The sequence below is a fragment of the Pleurocapsa sp. CCALA 161 genome (genome assembly GCF_003003995.1).
Lineage (GTDB): Bacteria > Cyanobacteriota > Cyanobacteriia > Cyanobacteriales > Xenococcaceae > Waterburya.
Map to the genome: position 1 here is coordinate 1 of NZ_PVWF01000038.1, position 17418 is coordinate 17418.

16 protein-coding genes and 1 pseudogene are annotated in these 17418 nt (G+C 41.1%); all 17 read left to right on the plus strand.

Features of this window, described 5'->3' with window-relative positions:
• The first annotated feature begins 139 nt into the window (after positions 1-139).
• The 17 genes and pseudogenes from C7B62_RS11100 (at position 140) to apcD (C7B62_RS11175) (ending at position 17394) form a co-directional block, all read left to right on the plus strand.
• On the plus strand, positions 140-3580 hold the full coding sequence (locus tag C7B62_RS11100; protein ID WP_106235876.1) for an amino acid adenylation domain-containing protein: 3441 nt from the start codon (positions 140-142) through the stop codon (positions 3578-3580).
• Positions 3581-3777: 197 nt separating this feature from the next.
• Positions 3778-4044 (plus strand): annotated as a pseudogene (locus tag C7B62_RS11105) (sensor histidine kinase); the annotation flags it as partial.
• A gap of 10 nt (positions 4045-4054) precedes the next feature.
• Positions 4055-4258 carry a response regulator gene (locus C7B62_RS11110; protein ID WP_106235881.1) on the plus strand — a complete coding sequence of 68 codons (204 nt, stop codon included), beginning with the start codon at positions 4055-4057 and terminating at the stop codon, positions 4256-4258.
• A gap of 134 nt (positions 4259-4392) precedes the next feature.
• Positions 4393-4785, plus strand: coding sequence for a response regulator (locus C7B62_RS11115; protein ID WP_158260669.1), 393 nt, complete (start codon positions 4393-4395; stop codon positions 4783-4785).
• A 387-nt stretch (positions 4786-5172) separates the two neighbouring features.
• A complete protein-coding gene (gene psbA / locus C7B62_RS11120; RefSeq protein WP_106235889.1) occupies positions 5173-6255 on the plus strand; it encodes a photosystem II q(b) protein in 1083 nt (360 codons plus the stop codon).
• A 242-nt stretch (positions 6256-6497) separates the two neighbouring features.
• Positions 6498-7574 (plus strand): photosystem II q(b) protein, encoded by a 1077-nt coding sequence (locus C7B62_RS11125; protein ID WP_199194150.1) that lies wholly within the window; start codon positions 6498-6500, stop codon positions 7572-7574.
• 76 nt (positions 7575-7650) lie between these two features.
• Positions 7651-9066: a photosystem II reaction center protein CP43 gene (psbC, locus tag C7B62_RS11130; RefSeq protein WP_106235893.1), complete on the plus strand. Its 1416-nt coding sequence runs from the start codon at positions 7651-7653 to the stop codon at positions 9064-9066.
• Positions 9067-9259: 193 nt separating this feature from the next.
• Positions 9260-9382: a hypothetical protein gene (locus C7B62_RS26860; RefSeq protein WP_255414005.1), complete on the plus strand. Its 123-nt coding sequence runs from the start codon at positions 9260-9262 to the stop codon at positions 9380-9382.
• 89 nt (positions 9383-9471) lie between these two features.
• Positions 9472-10536 (plus strand): photosystem II D2 protein (photosystem q(a) protein), encoded by a 1065-nt coding sequence (psbD, locus tag C7B62_RS11135; RefSeq protein WP_106235896.1) that lies wholly within the window; start codon positions 9472-9474, stop codon positions 10534-10536.
• Positions 10536-10661: a hypothetical protein gene (locus tag C7B62_RS26865; protein WP_255414006.1), complete on the plus strand. Its 126-nt coding sequence runs from the start codon at positions 10536-10538 to the stop codon at positions 10659-10661. The genes psbD and C7B62_RS26865 overlap by 1 nt, the downstream gene beginning before the upstream one ends.
• Positions 10662-10981: 320 nt before the next feature.
• Positions 10982-12532, plus strand: coding sequence for a photosystem II chlorophyll-binding protein CP47 (psbB, locus tag C7B62_RS11145; protein WP_106235904.1), 1551 nt, complete (start codon positions 10982-10984; stop codon positions 12530-12532).
• Between the two features lie 24 nt (positions 12533-12556).
• A complete protein-coding gene (gene psbH / locus C7B62_RS11150) occupies positions 12557-12781 on the plus strand; it encodes a photosystem II reaction center phosphoprotein PsbH (RefSeq protein WP_106235907.1) in 225 nt (74 codons plus the stop codon).
• A gap of 45 nt (positions 12782-12826) precedes the next feature.
• Positions 12827-13303: an allophycocyanin subunit alpha-B gene (gene apcD / locus C7B62_RS11155; protein ID WP_106235909.1), complete on the plus strand. Its 477-nt coding sequence runs from the start codon at positions 12827-12829 to the stop codon at positions 13301-13303.
• A 114-nt stretch (positions 13304-13417) separates the two neighbouring features.
• The gene (locus tag C7B62_RS11160) at positions 13418-13903 is read left to right on the plus strand and encodes an allophycocyanin subunit beta (RefSeq protein WP_106235911.1); all 486 of its coding nucleotides are present in this window, start codon (positions 13418-13420) and stop codon (positions 13901-13903) included.
• 69 nt (positions 13904-13972) lie between these two features.
• A complete protein-coding gene (gene apcD / locus C7B62_RS11165) occupies positions 13973-14449 on the plus strand; it encodes an allophycocyanin subunit alpha-B (RefSeq protein WP_106235913.1) in 477 nt (158 codons plus the stop codon).
• A gap of 118 nt (positions 14450-14567) precedes the next feature.
• Positions 14568-16901 (plus strand): phycobilisome rod-core linker polypeptide, encoded by a 2334-nt coding sequence (locus C7B62_RS11170; protein ID WP_106235916.1) that lies wholly within the window; start codon positions 14568-14570, stop codon positions 16899-16901.
• Entirely contained in the window at positions 16873-17394 is a 522-nt protein-coding gene (gene apcD, locus C7B62_RS11175; RefSeq protein WP_106235919.1) for an allophycocyanin subunit alpha-B, read from the plus strand. Before C7B62_RS11170 ends, apcD (C7B62_RS11175) begins: the two co-directional genes overlap by 29 nt.
• Positions 17395-17418 lie beyond the last annotated feature (24 nt).

Below are 17418 nucleotides of genomic sequence, written 5' to 3' on the forward strand. Positions count from 1 at the left end.
GTAAGTGGACTTCGATGAACCATGAATAAGAATCCCCCGCTATATCGGTACTCCGATTAGCGGTGGGAGTATGTCAATGCTTAAACTTAGTAATACTATCGCTAATACATCGATCCTCTAGCAAAAAAACAAAGTATTTATGTTTTACCAAAATAATTTTTCATCATCAATTTCCAATGGAGAAATTAATTACTGGCAAAAACAACTTGAAAATATTCCTCCACTATTAGATTTTCCTACAGATCGGGTTCGCTCGCTCTTGGTAGATTCAGAAGCTCAAATTGATTATCCTTCAGCTAACATCGGGGAAAATTTATTTACCTTTTCTGAAGACTTAAGGCAAGGCTTACAAGAAATTGCTCAACAAGAAACTATTTCAATTTCTATTATTTTGCTTAGTGCTTTTCAAGTTCTGCTATATCGCTATACCAATCAAGAAGATATAGTAGTTGGCTGTTTAAACTGGTATGATAATCGACAAAAAACTGAGCCAGGAATATTACCAATTAGAGTAACTCTTGAAGGTAATCAAAAGTTCAATGAGTTATTGAAGATCGTTCAATCCCAAATCTCAGAAACTAGTGATTATGTATCTCAACCCATCCCCACCTCAACCACAGCTTCAGAGGCGCAAAACTCAGAATTTCGATTAGCTTCTTTATCTCAGATGTTGTTTAGATTTGATAGCTTATCTTCGACCTCTGAAGTTAAATCCAACAAAAAAATACCTGAACCAGAATTATTTTTAAACATTAGAGAAAAATCGCAGCATTTAATCTGTAGAATCGAATACGACCGCAATTTATTTGATGCAACAACTATTCAACGCATCTTTGACAACTATCAGGTATTACTCAAGTCAATTATTGCCAATCCTCAATCTTCGATTGCATCTATGCCTTTGCTGTCTTCATCAGAGCAACAGCAGGTTTTAGTTAATTGGAATCAAACTCAAGCAGAGTCTGCACGGCAATGTATTCATCAACTATTTGAAACACGAGTTAGGCAAAATCCTGAAGCAGTGGCGATTATTTGTCGAGGAGAACAGTTAACTTATGGCGAATTAAATGCCCAAGCCAATCAGCTAGCTCGATATCTACAAACCTTAGGCGTTACCAGAGATTCTTTAGTCGGTTTGTGCCTAGAGCGATCGCTCTCCATGGTCGTTGGAGTTTTAGCTATTCTTAAAGCAGGAGGAGCATACATACCTTTAGATATTAGCAATCCTCCCGCCAGACTAGCTTTCATCTTAGAAGATGCTCGGGTAAAGGTATTATTGACTCAAGAAAGTTTACTGAAAAAATTACCTACCCAAATAGAACAGACTATCTGTCTTGAGCGAGATTGGCATTTAATTACCCGACAACCTCAAGATAATTTAGATGAGACTGTAAAAAGCTCAGATTTAGCTCATATTGTCTATACTTCAGGCTCTACAGGCAAACCCAAAGGAGTGATGCTGACTCACGGTAATCTGAGTCATTATGCTCAATCTTTACAGTTAGCTTTAGAAATAACTCCCGCAGATATTTATCTCCATCGTGGTTCAATTGCCCTGATAGTCTCAGCAAGACAATTACTAATGCCTTTAGCCCAAGGTGCGACTGCGGTAATTGTTACGGCAGAAGAAAGCAGAAATCCTTTAGAGTTATTTGAACTAATAAAACGTCATGGAGTGACTATAGTAGACCATGTTCCGTCTTTTTGGCGTAACTTCTCGGCAATTCTAGAGCGGCAAAATAGCGATTATCGCAAAAACTTATTAGACAATCAGGTGCGGTTAGTGGCAGCAGGAGGAGAACAAGTAACCCCAGAAATTTATCAGTGTTGGCGGGAGACTTTTAAACCTGATGTCAAACTAGCTAATATTTACGGTCAAACAGAAGGTACGGGAGTAGTTACCATATATCAAATCCCTGCCCAAATAGATCGCCGTTTTAAAACCCTCCCTGTTGGTCGTCCTATACCCAACATGAGAATCTATCTATTAAATTCATACTTGCAACCAGTACCCATCGGAGTGGCTGCCGAAATTCATATTAGCGGTGCGGGAGTTGCCCAAGGCTATCTCAATCGACTTGAATTGACTGCCGAAAAGTTTGTCGATAATCCTTATGTTCGGGGGGAACGTTTGTATAAAACAGGGGATTTGGGTCGTTATCTACCCGATGGTTCGATTCAATTCCTCGGCAGAATCGATCGCCAAGTCAATATCCAAGGATTGCGGATTGAATTAGGAGAAATTGAAGCAGTATTATCTCAACATCAATTAGTTCAAGAAACCGCCGTAATTATCCGCGAGAATAGGTTGGGAGAAACTCTTTGCGCCTACGTTGTGCCTAATAAAATTGAACAGCCAACAGTGGAAATTCTTCGCAGTTATCTGCAAGAAAAATTACCGACCTATATGATACCAGGAACTTTCATTTTTTTAGATGCTTTTCCTTTAACCATTAGTGGCAAAGTAGACTATCGTGCTTTATCCGAACTCAATGTCAGTGAATCATTAGAATCTGCTATTGCTCCCCGCGATTGCCTAGAATCTGAGCTAGTGCAGATGTTACAAGAGATTTTGATGCTTAAGGCGATAGGCATTCGAGATGACTTTATTGAATTAGGAGGTAATTCTCTACTTGCAGCGCGAGTAGTTACTGAAATAGAACATAGATATCGACAAAAAATCCCTGTCTCTGCTGTGTTCCAAGCGTCAACTCCAGAAGCTTTAGCTAATCTTATTCGTCGAAACGAAAGCATTGGCTATCCGAAAAGCTTTGTGACAATTAAACAAGGTAATTCCCGACCAATCTTGTTTTGTATTCACAATTTAGGTCATGGTTTAGAATTTTATCGCCCTCTGGCTAAGTATTTGAATACAGATATCAGCCTTTATGGATTGTCATCATTTTTGAGTGATGAACCGTACAAACCTCACCCTAGAAATATTATGGGTTTGGCATCTTACTATACCCCCAATCTACAACAAGTTCAGCCTCAAGGTCCTTATTATTTAATCGGAGTATCTTTTGGGGGCGTAGTTGCCTATGAAATAGCTCAACGACTTGTAGCTCAGGGACAGGAGGTTAAGTTTTTGGGTTTGCTAGATACTTTTTATCCTGACAAAAACTCAATTCGTAAACCTCTTTCCTTAAAAGAGCGTATTTCGGGTCACATTGATAAAGTTCGCACCAAAGGAACAAACCACGTCCTAGATCGTGTCAAATGGCGTTTCGAGTTAGGCATGAATACATTTAGGTCGCATTTATACCAAATCGATTGGGTGCGAGAGAATTTTATCGACACGACAAGTCGCAATTTTGCTCAAGTTGAACATATTCAATATACACGAGAGTATCAAGCAGTTAATCAAAATTATGTAATACAACCATATCCAGGTCACATTAACATGTTTCGCGCTACTGATGATATGGACTCTAAACTAGATTGGCAAGAGCTGGCTCAATCGGGTTTGTCTATTTTTGATGTCCCTGGAGAGCATTTGGAAATACTTCAAGAACCTTATGTTTCAATCTTGGCTAGAAAAATACAGCTAGCGCTACGAGAATCAACGCAGAAAAGATGACCATAATAGTTAGCAGAGAATTATTTGGCAACCGTAAAGCTCCAATATAAACATGATGACCCCATAATATCCGTTTTCTTTTTAACAATGATTTTTGACCAATCTGAAGATGCGAAAAGACAATTCGTGTTAAAAATTGATGTTTTCCATCACCCAGAAGTTCTGTCTCACGGATTCTGATTCTAAATGACATCATCGATCGCGATCGCATTATCCAAACCTTAACTAACCTCCTTAGCAACGCCATCAAATTCTCATCCCCCCAGACTACGGTTACTCTAGATGCCCGCCTCCAAAATGATGATACAGTCAGATTTCAAGTGCAAGATTGCGGTAGAGGTATTCCTCCAGAACACTTAGAAACAGTCTTTGATCGCTTTCAACAGGTTGATGCTGCCGATTCTTGCGATCGCGGTGGCACGGGTTTGGGACTGGCTATTTGCCGTAGTATTGTGCAGCAACACGTTAGATGTGATGATGCCCGTTATGGATGGTTTGGAAACTTTTTCTGAACTACAGGCTAATTTGGTCACTCGCTCTATTCCCGTAATTTTATTAACGGCAAAAGCTCAACCAGCTGAACTAAAATCTTTTACTCAACTACAGGTGTTTGATGTAATCACTAAACCCTACGATCCGTTTAATTTAGCAGACCGCGTAGCTCAAGTTTTGAGTTAACAACTATTGATTATGATCGATGCAGTTCTATTGCTCAAAATGCAGCTTCATCAATTATTCAGATTCTTTGTTTAGTATTTACAAAAAGATGTCAGACTACTGACAATTTAGAGATGCTAACCAAGAAATTCTCAATGTCAATTGAAACTCAACGTATTTTGTTGATTAATTGCGATTGTGCAATTGAAGAGATGATGCAGCTTTGTTTTGAGACTATTTTTAACTGCAAAGTAATCATAGCTAGTTCTGGTGTTGATGCCATTGCCAGAGTTTCAACAGGACAAATTGAGGCTATCTTGCTCGATATTGATGAAATTATCCCCGATTTAAGTTGGTCAGAAATAATCAAAGATTTACAGCAAAATTCTTTGACCAACCAGATCCCCATCATTTTGTTGACTTCTGCACCTCAATCTCCAGAGATAGTTAAGCTTCAGCAGACAAGAGGAATTAAGGCGATCGCCAAATCCTTCGATCTTTTGACCCTAGCTACTCAAATTTATGGATTACTCAACTGGGATGAATAGATTAATTCCAGTTGTTACTAAAATATTCATCCTCTTCATAAGTTTTTCAGATTGTTTGGTTAATATCTTTCCCATAGAGGTAAATTAGTTGCCATCTAACTTTTACTTCTCTTATGGGCAAACCCCACCGTTCCTGGCCTCGGAAACCGTAACGATGGGGTTTATTTCCCTACCCTTTTAGCAAGGAGTTATTAATTATGTTACTGCATTTATTCGTTTCTAGATACCTAGAGATTCAGATGATCAATCAGACTTAGCAGAAAAGGACGATTTTTAATCTGTTGGGTAGATAAAACCGAAATATTCTCTGGCAAATATCTTTAACCTTCGTTAACACCGAACAAATTTTTCTTACCTAATTTTCACTCAAGAGATAATACATAACTTATGACTACAACTATTGGGCGATCGCAACAAGCCGATTTATGGGAGCGTTTCTGTCAATGGGTTACTAGCACCGAAAATCGCCTTTATATCGGCTGGTTTGGAGTACTCATGATTCCCTTACTCAGCGTTTCCATTTGCGTATTCACCATCGCCTTTATTGGCGCACCTCCTGTAGATATCGATGGAATTCGCGAACCTGTATCTGGTTCATTACTCTATGGCAATAATATTATCACCGCCGCCGTCGTACCTACCTCTAATGCGATCGGCTTGCACTTTTACCCCATTTGGGAAGCAGCATCGATGGATGAATGGCTCTATAATGGAGGTCCTTATCAAATGATTGCTTTTCACTATATTCCTGCTTTATGTTGCTATTTGGGGCGAGAGTGGGAACTAAGCTATCGTTTAGGGATGCGTCCTTGGATTTGCGTTGCTTTTAGCGCACCTGTTGCGGCCACAACTTCAGTCTTTTTAATCTACCCCATTGGACAAGGTAGTTTTTCAGATGGCTTACCTATGGGTATTAGTGGGACGTTTAACTTTATGTTTGTCTTTCAAGCTGAACATAATATTTTAATGCACCCATTTCATATGTTAGGGGTGGCAGGTGTATTTGGTGGAGCTTTCTTTGCAGCCATGCATGGCTCTTTGGTTACATCTTCTTTAATTAAAGAAACGACTGAGAGCGAGTCACAGAACAATGGTTATAAATTCGGTCAAGAAGAGGAAACCTATAACATAGTTGCTGCTCATGGTTATTTTGGTCGCTTAATCTTTCAATATGCCAGTTTCCAAAACAGTCGCAACCTCCATTTTTTCCTAGCAGCTTGGCCAGTGGTTTGTATTTGGTTTACGGCTTTGGGAATATGCATCATGGCATTTAACCTCAATGGCTTTAACTTTAATCAGTCAATTTTAGACTCTCAAGGTCGAGTATTACCTAGTTGGGCAGATGTGATCAACCGCGCCAATTTGGGATTTGAAGTGATGCACGAACGTAATGCTCATAACTTTCCTTTAGATTTAGCCTGTGGTGAGGCAACACCCATAGCACTAACAGCACCAGCAATTCAGAGTTAGAGAGATTTTGAGTATTAAATCACCTTCGGTTAATACAGCAATTTTTAGTAAGGAGTAAGTAGATGATACCGCGCGATTACGTCCTCAAGGATACCTCCATTCGAGGGCAAGCCGCTACGCATAAAGTTAGTGCCAAACTATACGGTACAAGTACCAAACTATACGGTACAAGCCACAGGCATCGCGAAGCCTACCTAGAGGCTAGTCGCATACTTAGATCTTCAACTAAACCAGATTCTAATATCCCGACAGTTTTTCAACAATTAGAGCAAATTAATCTGTGGGAGAGATTTTGTCGGTGGGTCACAAGTACCAACAACCGTATTTATATTGGCTGGTTTGGTGTGTTAATGATTCCGACAATGTTAACTGCCAGTATTGTCTTTATTATTGCGATCGCCGCTGCACCACCTGTAGATATGCAAGGATTAGGTTCGCCTATATCTGGCTCTTTATTAGATGGGAATAATCTGATCACCGCAGCGGTTATACCTACTTCAGCAGCAGTTGGTTTGCACTTTTATCCAATTTGGGAGGCAGGTTCAATTGATGAGTGGCTAGTCAATGGTGGTCCTTATCAGCTCATAGTTCTACACTTTCTGATTGGCATCATTGCTTATCAAGATCGGGAGTGGGAATTAAGCTACCGCTTGGGGATGCGTCCTTGGATTTCCCTAGCTTTTACTGCACCTGTGGCTGCTGCTGTCTCGGTATTTATTATCTATCCCCTCGGACAAGGTGGTTTCTCCGAAGGAATGCCTCTAGGGATTTCTGGGACATTTTACTTTATGTTTCGCTTTCAGGCAGACCACAATATTTTGATGAGTCCGTTTCATCAGTTAGGAGTAATTGGAGTTTTGGGTGGTGCTTTACTCTGTGCCATGCACGGTTCGATTGTGACTTCTACTTTGATTCGCAATACAAATAAACATGAATCAATTAATCTTGGCTATAAATTAGGTCAAAAGAAGCCAACCTATAGATTTGATAAATCCCAAGACTATCAGCGCAGCCTGTGGGGATTTAGTTTTCCGAGTTCGCGATCGCTTCATTTCTTCTTGGCTGCCTTTCCCGTCGCGGGTATTTGGTCGGCAGCGATTGGCGTGGATATTGCGGCATTTGACTTTGAAGGCACTAATTTTCAACAACCCACGATTATCAGTCAGGGTAGAACAATTCCTACTTGGATGGACGTTATTTTAGATGCCAACTTGGGTTTATCGGAGACTACAAGGCAAACCGATTCCTTACCTATTTTTTCTAACTGGCAAATTAATTCAGAACAAGAAATAAATAATTTTCCTACCAATTTACCGTAGGGGCGAACGCCCTAAAGGATTAGCTCCTTCGTCGCGTCGCCGTTCGCCCCTACAGACCAACAATTAATAAAAACCTATGGAAACACCATTTACCGATTTAACGATCAATATTACCGCTACGGCGGGGGATGATATCAATCCAGGGCGAGAAGGCAGAGATCAGGCTTCTACTGGCTATGCTTGGTGGGCGGGAAATGCCCGTTTCATTGACCTTTCTGGCAGATTTTTAGGAGCGCACGTAGCCCATGCTGGCTTAATTGCTTTGTGGGCGGGAGGAATGCTGCTTTATGAGGTAGCACACTATGACCCAGATCTGCCCATGTTTAGACAGGGTTGTCTCTTGATGCCTCACATTGCCACATTGGGCTTTGGTGTGGGTCATGGAGGAGAAGTTATCAGCCTATTTCCCTTTATGGCGATCGCCGTTTTACATTTAATCGGTTCGGCTGTATTGGGTATCGGGGGACTATATCATTCTCTGCGCGGTCCTAGTAAGCTAGCTGGTTTTTATGATTTTGACTGGTCTGACAAGAAAAAGATCACTGACATCCTCGGATATAACCTAATTGCTTTGGGCATAGGTGCATTACTTTTAGTTTGTAAAGCAATGTTCTGGGGCGGTATTTATGACACCTGGCTACCTGGAGGTGGCGATGTCCGTCTAGTAACAAATCCAACTCTCGATCCTCGAGTGATTTTCGGTTACTTTTTCCGTAATCCTCTGGGTGGAAGTGGCTGGCTCGTCAGTGTTGACAACCTCGAAGATATTATCGGCGGTCATATTTGGATGGGTAGTATCTTAATTGCTGGTGGGATCTGGCATATTTTGACCGTTCCCTTTAAATGGACTGACAAAGTTTTTATCTGGTCGGGAGAAGCCTATCTTTCCCAAAGTTTGGGCAATATAGCAGGACAGGGATTTATTGCAGCCATGTTTATTTGGTTTAACAATACTGCTTATCCCAGTGAATTTTATGGACCTACTGTTGCCGAATCTTCCCAAGCGCAATCATTAGTATTTCTAATTAGAGACCAAGATTTAGGCGCAAATATTGGTTCGACTCAAGGACCAGTGGGTTTGGGTAAATACTTAATGCGATCGCCTACAGGAGAAATTATCTTTGGTGGTGAAACCATGCGCTTTTGGGATTTTCGCGGCCCTTGGCTAGAGCCTTTACGGGGAGATCACGGTTTAGACCTAGATAAGCTGCGTAACGATGTTCAACCCTGGCAAGTTCGTCGAGCTGCTGAGTATATGGTGCAAGCACCGATGGGGTCAATTAACTCTGTAGCAGGTTTAGCGACTGAAATAAACGGCTTTAATTATTTATCGATTCGTACTTGGATGACTGGTTCGCATATTATTCTCGCTTTCTTCTTTCTCGTCGGTCATTGGTGGCACGCAGGGAGAGCAAGAGCGCAAGCTGCTGGCTTTGAACGAGGACTCGATCGCGATGATGAACCTGTCTTATCAATGGGAGATATTGATTAGTTGGGTGGAATGGTGAGGAGCAAGTAATAAGTAACAAGTAGCAAGTAATAAGTAATAAGTAATAAGTTAAGAATTTTGCAGGTTTGGTTGGGGAAGATACTCGGAATATTCGTTACTTGTTGCCAAAACAAGAGCATAACCCAACAGGATGATCAGAATTATCAAGTTAACAAAACAATTAAGGAGATAAAAAATGCAGAATTTTCACAAGGTTTTCAATAGTGTACCAATCATGTCCATCGTCACTTTGACTATGGCAATGGCAACCTTAATGTTTATCAGCTTTTTCCTAGCAATTGTTCCTAGTGGAATCTAGCCATTATATTAGGACATTTTTTTCCCTTTTTCCTTTCCCCTTTTCCTCAAGCTCAACTTTTAAATGTTGTATTTCAACAGGACATTAGTATGACTATTGCAATCAATCGCAATCGCTCACAATCAAATATAGGCTGGTTTAAACAGGTCGATGACTGGCTGAAGCGCGATCGCTTTGTGTTTATTGGCTGGTCGGGACTGCTACTCTTCCCCTGTGCTTATTTGTCCATTGGCGCATGGTTTACAGGAACTACTTTTGTCAGTGCTTGGTATAGCCATGGGTTAGTTAGTTCTTATCTTGAAGGATGCAATATTTTAACGGCTGCGGTGTCTACTCCTGCCGATAGTATGGGTCATTCTCTCTTGTTTCTCTGGGGTCCTGAAGCTAACTGGAACTTTACGCGCTGGTGTCAAATTGGCGGTTTATGGAATTTTACGGCTTTTCATGGAGTAATCGGGCTAATCGGCTTTATGTTGAGGCAGATTGAGATTGCCAGACTTATCGGGATACGTCCTTATAATGCGATCGCGTTTTCTGCCCCTATCGCTGTATTTGTCTCTGTCTTTTTGGTCTATCCATTAGGACAATCAAGTTGGTTTTTCGCCCCTAGTCTAGGAATAGGTGGAATCTTTAGGTTTGTCCTCTTTTTCCAAGGTTTTCACAACTATACTCTCAATCCCTTTCACATGATGGGAGTTGCGGGAGTCCTAGGCGGGGCTTTACTCTGTGCCATTCATGGGGCGACGGTACAGAATACTTTATTTAAAGATGCTCAGGCGTTTAATACCTTTGGCGCATTTAGTCCCACCCAAGCAGAAGAAACCTATTCCATGGTCACCGCTAATCGCTTTTGGTCGCAGATTTTTGGCATTGCCTTTTCTAACAAACGCTGGTTACATTTCTTTATGCTGTTTGTGCCTGTAACTGGCTTATGGATGAGTGCGATCGGCATGGTGGGCTTGGCTTTTAACCTGAGAGCCTATGACTTTATTTCTCAAGAATTAAGGGCAGCAGAAGACCCTGGTTTTGAAACTTTCTATACCAAGAATATTCTGCTCAATGAAGGTTTACGGGCTTGGATGGCACCCCAAGATCAAATCCATGAAGGTTTTCAGTTTCCTGATGAAGTGTTGCCACGGGGTAATGCGCAGTAATGGAAAATGTTTTTGAAGGTGCAATCATTGTGCTGATCGGACTAGGGATGTCTTTTCTGGCTGTCGTGGCAATTCTTTCAGCAGTATTAATTCTTGCCACTATTCCCAAACGCGATCGCGATTAGCCGAAGACTACCATAAAGGGCTACGCTACGCGATCGTTAAATAATCAATTCTGATCGACAATTGGAGGTTTAAATATGTCTAATCTGTTCAAATACAAAATCGTTGATGCAGACACTGCAACGGAAGAAAAGGAAGAGCTGCTCTCTCCGGGCTTAATACCCTATCTCGCTTTTGTTCTAGTTTGCACCATTATGATTACCGTTTTTTCAACCATCGTAATGATCTTAGATTATTGCTTTCCTGGTTCTCTCGACGGTACATATCTCAAGCTTTTTTTCTAATGCTCGCTTTTTGACAACTAATCTAGAGGAGATAACTAATGGGCTTACCTTGGTATCGCGTCCATACGTCAGTTTTAAACGACCCAGGACGATTGATAGCCGTTCATTTAATGCATAATGCTCTTTGTGCGGGCTTTGCTGGTTCGATGCTATTGTTTGAACTGGCTTTATACGACCCCAGTGATGCTGTTCTTAATCCAATGTGGCGACAGGGCTGTTTCTTAATGCCTTTTGTAGCTCGTTTGGGAGTAACCAACTCCTGGCAGGGCTGGAATATTATGGGTGAAACCTTTACCAATCCTGGTTTCTGGACTTTTGAAACTGTGGCGATCGCGCATATTATTTTATCGGGGCTATCGTTTTTAGCCGCTTGTTGGCATTGGGTTAATTGGGATTTGGTTACTTTCTTTGACGAAGAAGGTCAACCAACCTTAGATTTACCGAGAATATTTGGCATTCATCTTTTACTTGCTGGTTTACTCTGCTTCGGTTTTGGTGCTTTCCATCTGACAGGCATTTTTGGCCCTGGGATGTGGGTATCAGACTCCTATGGACTAACAGGACATATGCAGGGCGTCGCACCAGTTTGGGATGCAAGGGGATTCGATCCCTATAATCCTGGCGGGGTAGTGGCTCATCATATTGCTGCTGGCATTGTTGGTATTATTGGCGGACTATTTCACATCGTGGTACGTCCTTCAGAAGAACTGTATAAACTGCTGAGGATGGGTAATATCGAAGGTGCATTAGCTAGCGGTTTAGCAGTCTTCTTTTTTGCTGGTGCGATCGCTAGTGGTTCGATGTGGTATGGTACAGCAACCACCCCTGTAGAACTTTGGGGACCCACTCGTTTTCAATGGGATAAAGGTTACTATCAACAGGAAATCAGTCGTCGAGTAGAAAATAATTTAGCTGCGGGAGATAGTCTTTCTCAGGCTTGGTCGAAAATTCCCGAAAAGCTGGCATTTTACGATTACATTGGCAATAATCCCGCTAAGGGCGGTCTATTCCGCTATGGTCGCATGGTTGATGGCGATGGTTTACCTCTAGCTTGGCTTGGTCATCCCATCTTTCAAGATGGCGCAGGGAGAGAAGTAACCGTCAGGCGGATGAATAGCTTCTTTGAAACCTTTCCCACTGTCTTAACTGACGAAGATAATATTGTTCGTGCGGATATTCCCTTCCGTAGAGTTGAAGCTGAAAATAGCTTTGAACAAACTGGAGTTATGGTTAGTTTCTACGGTGGACTCTTAGACGGTCAAACTTTTACTGACCCTGTACAAGTTAAAAAATATGCTCGTCAAGCAGTATTAGGGGAAGCCTTTAAATTTGATACCGAAACCTATAATTCCGATGGCGTATTCCGCACCAGCAATCGTGGCTTTTTTGCCTATTTCCACGCCTGCTTTGCTTTACTGTGGTTTTTTGGTCATATCTGGCATGGTACTCGTGCTTTATTCAGCGATGTCTTTGCAGGTATCGATATCGAACTAGAAGAACAAGTCGAGTTTGGAGTTTGGGCGAAAGTTGGCGATGTTACCAGCCGTAAGAAGCCAGAAGCTTTAGCAGTTAAAAGTCAATCCCAGTAATCAGATCTCCCACAGTAATTAGTAATGAGACAATCAAATTTTGCCTCCAAAAAAACAGCCCCTTTACAGTATTTCTTTAAGTCGATTAACTCTGAAGCAGGAAGAGTTACTCGCGGTTGGGGAACTACACCAATAATGCTAGGAATCATCTTTTTGTTCGGTCTATTTCTGCTCATTATTACTCAGATTGTTAATTCCTCAATATTGCTTCAGGGGATGGACATAGATTGGACAAGCTTGAAATACTAACAAACAAAAATTCCAATATAAACAATAAAAATCAGGAGAAAACTCATGAGTATGGTTGCTGAATTAATTCTCAATGCCGATAGTGAAGCTCGTTATCTTGGTCCTAAAGAAATACATATCTTTCAAGACTTTCTCAAAACAGGAGAACAACGGATGAGAATCGCCAGATTCTTAGCTGAAAATGAGCAAAAGATCGTTCAAAATGGGACAAATAAATTCTGGGAACGTTGTCCTGTAACCCCTAGCAATAGTGGTGTCGAAAGAAAAACTAATTCCTGTATGCGCGATCAAGGTTGGTATGTTCGCCTAATTGCCTATTCAGTTATGGCAGGCAGCGAAAAACCCTTAGAAGAAATTGGCACTATCGGTATCAAGGAAATGTATAACTCTTTGGAAATACCAATCCGCAACATCGCTGAGTGTATGCAGTGCCTCAAAGAAGAGGCTGTATCGATGATGAATGAAGAAGATGCTGCTGAGGTTGCACCCTATTTTGATTTCATCATTCAATCGCTTTCATAGAAAAACTAATAGCTAATAGCCAATAGCTATTAGCTATTAGTTTAATGAGTTGCCCAGAATTCAAAGCAGACTTAATCATCAATCCCTTAAATAAAATAATCAGGAAATAAAATCATGCAAGACCTTATTACTTCCACAATCAATACTTTCGATGTTCGCGCTCAATATCCCGATAGTGACGCGATGAATCGCTTGGAAGAATATTTTAGAAGTGGCGATTTACGGGCTAAAGCTTCTCTAGCTATTAGTGCCAATGCTAAATCTATCATTACTAAAGCAGTAGCTAAGTCATTGATGTACACCGATATTACTGCTCCTGGGGGCAATATGTATACCTGTCGTCGCTATGCAGCCTGTATCCGTGACTTAGAATACTTTTTGCGCTATGCCACCTATGCGATGTTAGCTGGCGATCCTTCTATTCTCGAAGAACGTGTCCTCAACGGTTTACGAGAAACCTATAACTCTTTAGGAGTTCCTATTGGCGGTACGATGCGAGCCGTTCAAGCCATGAAAGAAGTTACTGCTGACTTAGTCGGAACTGATGCGGGGAAGGAAATGGGTGTGTATTTTGACTACATCTGTTCTGGCTTGAGTTGATTCTTTGTAGGGGGCGATCGGCCGATCGCCCCCTACAACATTGCCATTTTCACAAAATAAATATTAATCATGAGCATTATTACCCGTTCGATTAAGAGTGCAGATCGCCAAGCACGCTATCTAAATCTGGGAGAGTTAAAAGCTGTTGAGGATTTTTATCAGGGAGGAGAAGATCGACTGCGCCTAGCTCAAATTTTGGTAGCTAATGAGGCTGAGATTGTTAATAAAGGCAGTCAAAGGTTTTGGCAGCGATATCCTAATACTCCTAGCAATACTGGTAATCCTACTTTTAGAGCTTCTTGTCTGCGAGATCAAGGTTGGTATTTGCGATTAATTACTTATGCGCTCGTTTTGGGGGATACAGAACCAATCGATAAATCTGGGATTAAAGGTGTAAAGGAGATGTACCAGTCTCTGGAAATTCCGCTTAAAAACCTGGCTGAATGTATGCGTTGTCTAAAAGAAGTAACAGCAGAAATGCTCAGTCTCAAGGATGCTGCTGCGATCGCACCTTATTTTGACTATATCATTCAAGGATTTCTGTAGAGGCTATTCGCAGTCAGGGCGTTTCGCGTCACTAACTTCCTGTCGCGTAACATCTTTGAAGGAGAAATGTCTCTACAAACAATAAACAATAAACAATAAACAAAATTAGGTTAAACATATGAATGTCAATACAGGTGGCGGTAGTCCCGTTGTTCATCCGCAACTATATCAAACAACACCTCTTGCCGTAATTTCTCAAGCTGAACAGCAGGATCGTTACTCCAAACAAAGCGAACTCAATCGACTCGCTAGTTATTTTGATTCTGGTACAAAGTTATTAAAAATTGTCGATACCTTGAATCAGAATGCCGATGCTATTGTAGCGGCTGGGGGCGATCGCATTTTCTATGGTGGTAATTCGATGGATTATTTAGAGAAGCCTAAAGAGTTAGTCGATCTGCCTGGTTATGTAAGACCGATAACTGTTGCTAGTGCTGCGATTGCCAAGGCAAATGCTGCTCAAAATCAGAATCAAGTTAAAATTTTCTCAGAGTCACAATCTTTAATTAAAGGGCGTACTTTTAACTTTGTCGAATTGCTAATGGAAGCAATTTACAGATTGCAAGCCACTGGTAAAGAACCTCTACCTGGTGGATTTAAGCCAATTAATATCTCTCGTTATGGCGAGAGAAGAATGAAACGATCAATGCGAGATTTGGGGTGGTTTCTGCGCTATATTACCTATGCGATTATCGCTGATAATCCCAGCATTTTGGTAGTAAATGCCAGGGGATTACGGGGCGTAATTCCAGAAGATGTTACTGTCGCTACGATAGTCGCCCTCAAAGAAATGTGCTGGAAGTCTTTGAGTTATTTTCCTGATAATGAGGAGTCACAAAATACGATTAGATATTATTTTAATATTTTAATCAAAGAATACGAAGTCGAAAAGCCTGCTAATCAACTGCGCGAAGGTATATCTAATGACCAACAGGGACTAGAGTTACCTCAAAGTTATTCCTTAGCAGCAGAATCACGACCAAAGTTTGTGATGAAACATAACGCTTCGGTGAGAGAAAAACAAGCGGTAGTTAAAGCAGCCTATCGACAGGTATTTAAATGCGACATCGATCGCACCTACGGCATTACTTTTAAACAATTGGAATCTCAGGTTACAGGTGGCAATACCTCGATTAAGGAATTTATCCGCAGTTTGGGTAAAACCCGTCTCTATCGTCGCTTGTTTTACGAACCATACACCATTTCTAGGGTGATCGAACTGGCATTTCGTCACTTTTTAGGACGGGGTTTGAGTTCGATGGAAGAGTTTCAAGATTACTTTGAGATTATTTCTCGTGGTGGTTTACCAGCTTTAATTGATGCTTTAGTAGACTCGGTTGAATATGCTGATTATTTTGGGGAAGAAACTGTTCCCTATCTACGAGGTTTAGGTCAAGAAGCCCAGGAATGTCGCAACTGGGGAGCGCAATTAAATCTATTTAAATGTAGTGCTGCGGTACGTAAAGTTCCTCAATTTGTCACGATGTTTGGCAACTATCAACAACCTCTACCCAATCAGCATCCTTACGGTGTAGGCAACGATCCTCTAGAAACTCAGTTTGGTACAGTTTTTAAAAGTGAAACCAATAATCCTTATGCTCAACCAGCATCCTTTAATCAAGATCATCACCGTCTGCTGGTACATTCTCGTTCAAGAATTCAAAATGTAACTAACAATTACTCTTCAGAAAGGATTTTAAAGCAAAGCAAAAGTAATCATGAACATCGGCAGCGAAATATTAATCTCTCCAACCATTCTGTTGAAGCCATCATTAAAGGAGTATATCAACAAATTTGGGGACAGCAGCCCTTTTCTGGTCAACATTTAACCGTCGCTGAAACTAAACTAAGAAATAGTGAAATTAGCGTCCGTGAGTTTGTCCGACAGTTAGCTAAATCCACCTGGTTTCGTAATTTATATTGGGATCACCTGTATATTACTAAAGCGATCGAGTGTATTCATCGGCGTTTATTAGGTCGTCCTACCTACGGGCGTGCGGAAATGAATCAATATTACGATCTTTGCTCCAAAAAAGGCTTTTATACTTTAGTTGATGAAATCTTAGACAGTGATGAATATTTAGCAACTTTTGGCGAAGATATAGTCCCCTATGAACGCTACCTTACTCCTAAAGGTTGGGCAATGCGATCGCTGGCTCAACCGATTAATTGGTCGCAAGCTCAACTAGATCGTCAACACACTGCGGGAGAAGTTGTGGGTCAAAAAATTAGGGAAAATCGCGATCGCCTAGCCAGATTGGCATCCCAAAGCAATGGTCACGTTCCCAAAGAAATAGTAGAAGCCATACAGACAGCATCTGATGCAGTTGATGAAAATAAAGAATTAATTACAGTTACGAACTTAGATCCTGCCGAACCAGAATCACTGGATACGGAAAAACACCCCCAAGAAGAGGAAAGCTATGAGTATAGTCAAACAACTGATTATTAATGCTGATGAAGAACTTCGCTATCCGAGTTTAAGCGAAATTAATTTATTACAAAATTTCTGCCAAACGGGAGCAAATAGAATTCGGATTGCGAGAATCCTAGCTGACAATGAAACCAGGCTCGTACAAAGAGGCTCCCGCAGGTTCTGGAAACGGCGTCCTATTACTCCTAGTAATAGCGGGAATATGAGAAAAACTAATTCCTGTCAGCGCGATCAGGGTTGGTACATTCGTTTAATTGCTTACTGTGTGTTAGCTGGAAACAGTCAACCTTTAGACGAAATTGGGATAGAAGGTATGAGAGAAATGTACCAGTCTCTTGGGATTCCCTTGGGAAACTGGGTTGAAGCCTTAATCTGTCTGAAAGAAGAGGCGATCGCTCTACTAGAAAATGAAGATGCTGTCGAAGTTATTCCCTATTTTGATCACATTATTCAAGCTCTTGTTAATCCTGGTCCTCCTTACCGTATTAATGATGGCTGGGCAGAATATTGATTTTGTTAAGCCAAATTTGGGTAG

Bases quoted from the DNA above. Each gene is read 5' to 3' on its own strand.
- C7B62_RS11100 (WP_106235876.1), top strand. From the start codon at position 140: ATGTTTTACCAAAATAATTTTTCATCATCAATTTCCAATGGAGAAATT.
- C7B62_RS11110 (WP_106235881.1), top strand. From the start codon at position 4,055: ATGATGCCCGTTATGGATGGTTTGGAAACTTTTTCTGAACTACAGGCT.
- C7B62_RS11115 (WP_158260669.1), top strand. From the start codon at position 4,393: ATGTCAATTGAAACTCAACGTATTTTGTTGATTAATTGCGATTGTGCA.
- psbA (WP_106235889.1), top strand. From the start codon at position 5,173: ATGACTACAACTATTGGGCGATCGCAACAAGCCGATTTATGGGAGCGT.
- psbC (WP_106235893.1), top strand. From the start codon at position 7,651: ATGGAAACACCATTTACCGATTTAACGATCAATATTACCGCTACGGCG.
- C7B62_RS26860 (WP_255414005.1), top strand. From the start codon at position 9,260: ATGCAGAATTTTCACAAGGTTTTCAATAGTGTACCAATCATGTCCATC.
- psbD (WP_106235896.1), top strand. From the start codon at position 9,472: ATGACTATTGCAATCAATCGCAATCGCTCACAATCAAATATAGGCTGG.
- C7B62_RS26865 (WP_255414006.1), top strand. From the start codon at position 10,536: ATGGAAAATGTTTTTGAAGGTGCAATCATTGTGCTGATCGGACTAGGG.
- psbB (WP_106235904.1), top strand. From the start codon at position 10,982: ATGGGCTTACCTTGGTATCGCGTCCATACGTCAGTTTTAAACGACCCA.
- psbH (WP_106235907.1), top strand. From the start codon at position 12,557: ATGAGACAATCAAATTTTGCCTCCAAAAAAACAGCCCCTTTACAGTAT.
- apcD (WP_106235909.1), top strand. From the start codon at position 12,827: ATGAGTATGGTTGCTGAATTAATTCTCAATGCCGATAGTGAAGCTCGT.
- C7B62_RS11160 (WP_106235911.1), top strand. From the start codon at position 13,418: ATGCAAGACCTTATTACTTCCACAATCAATACTTTCGATGTTCGCGCT.
- apcD (WP_106235913.1), top strand. From the start codon at position 13,973: ATGAGCATTATTACCCGTTCGATTAAGAGTGCAGATCGCCAAGCACGC.
- C7B62_RS11170 (WP_106235916.1), top strand. From the start codon at position 14,568: ATGAATGTCAATACAGGTGGCGGTAGTCCCGTTGTTCATCCGCAACTA.
- apcD (WP_106235919.1), top strand. From the start codon at position 16,873: ATGAGTATAGTCAAACAACTGATTATTAATGCTGATGAAGAACTTCGC.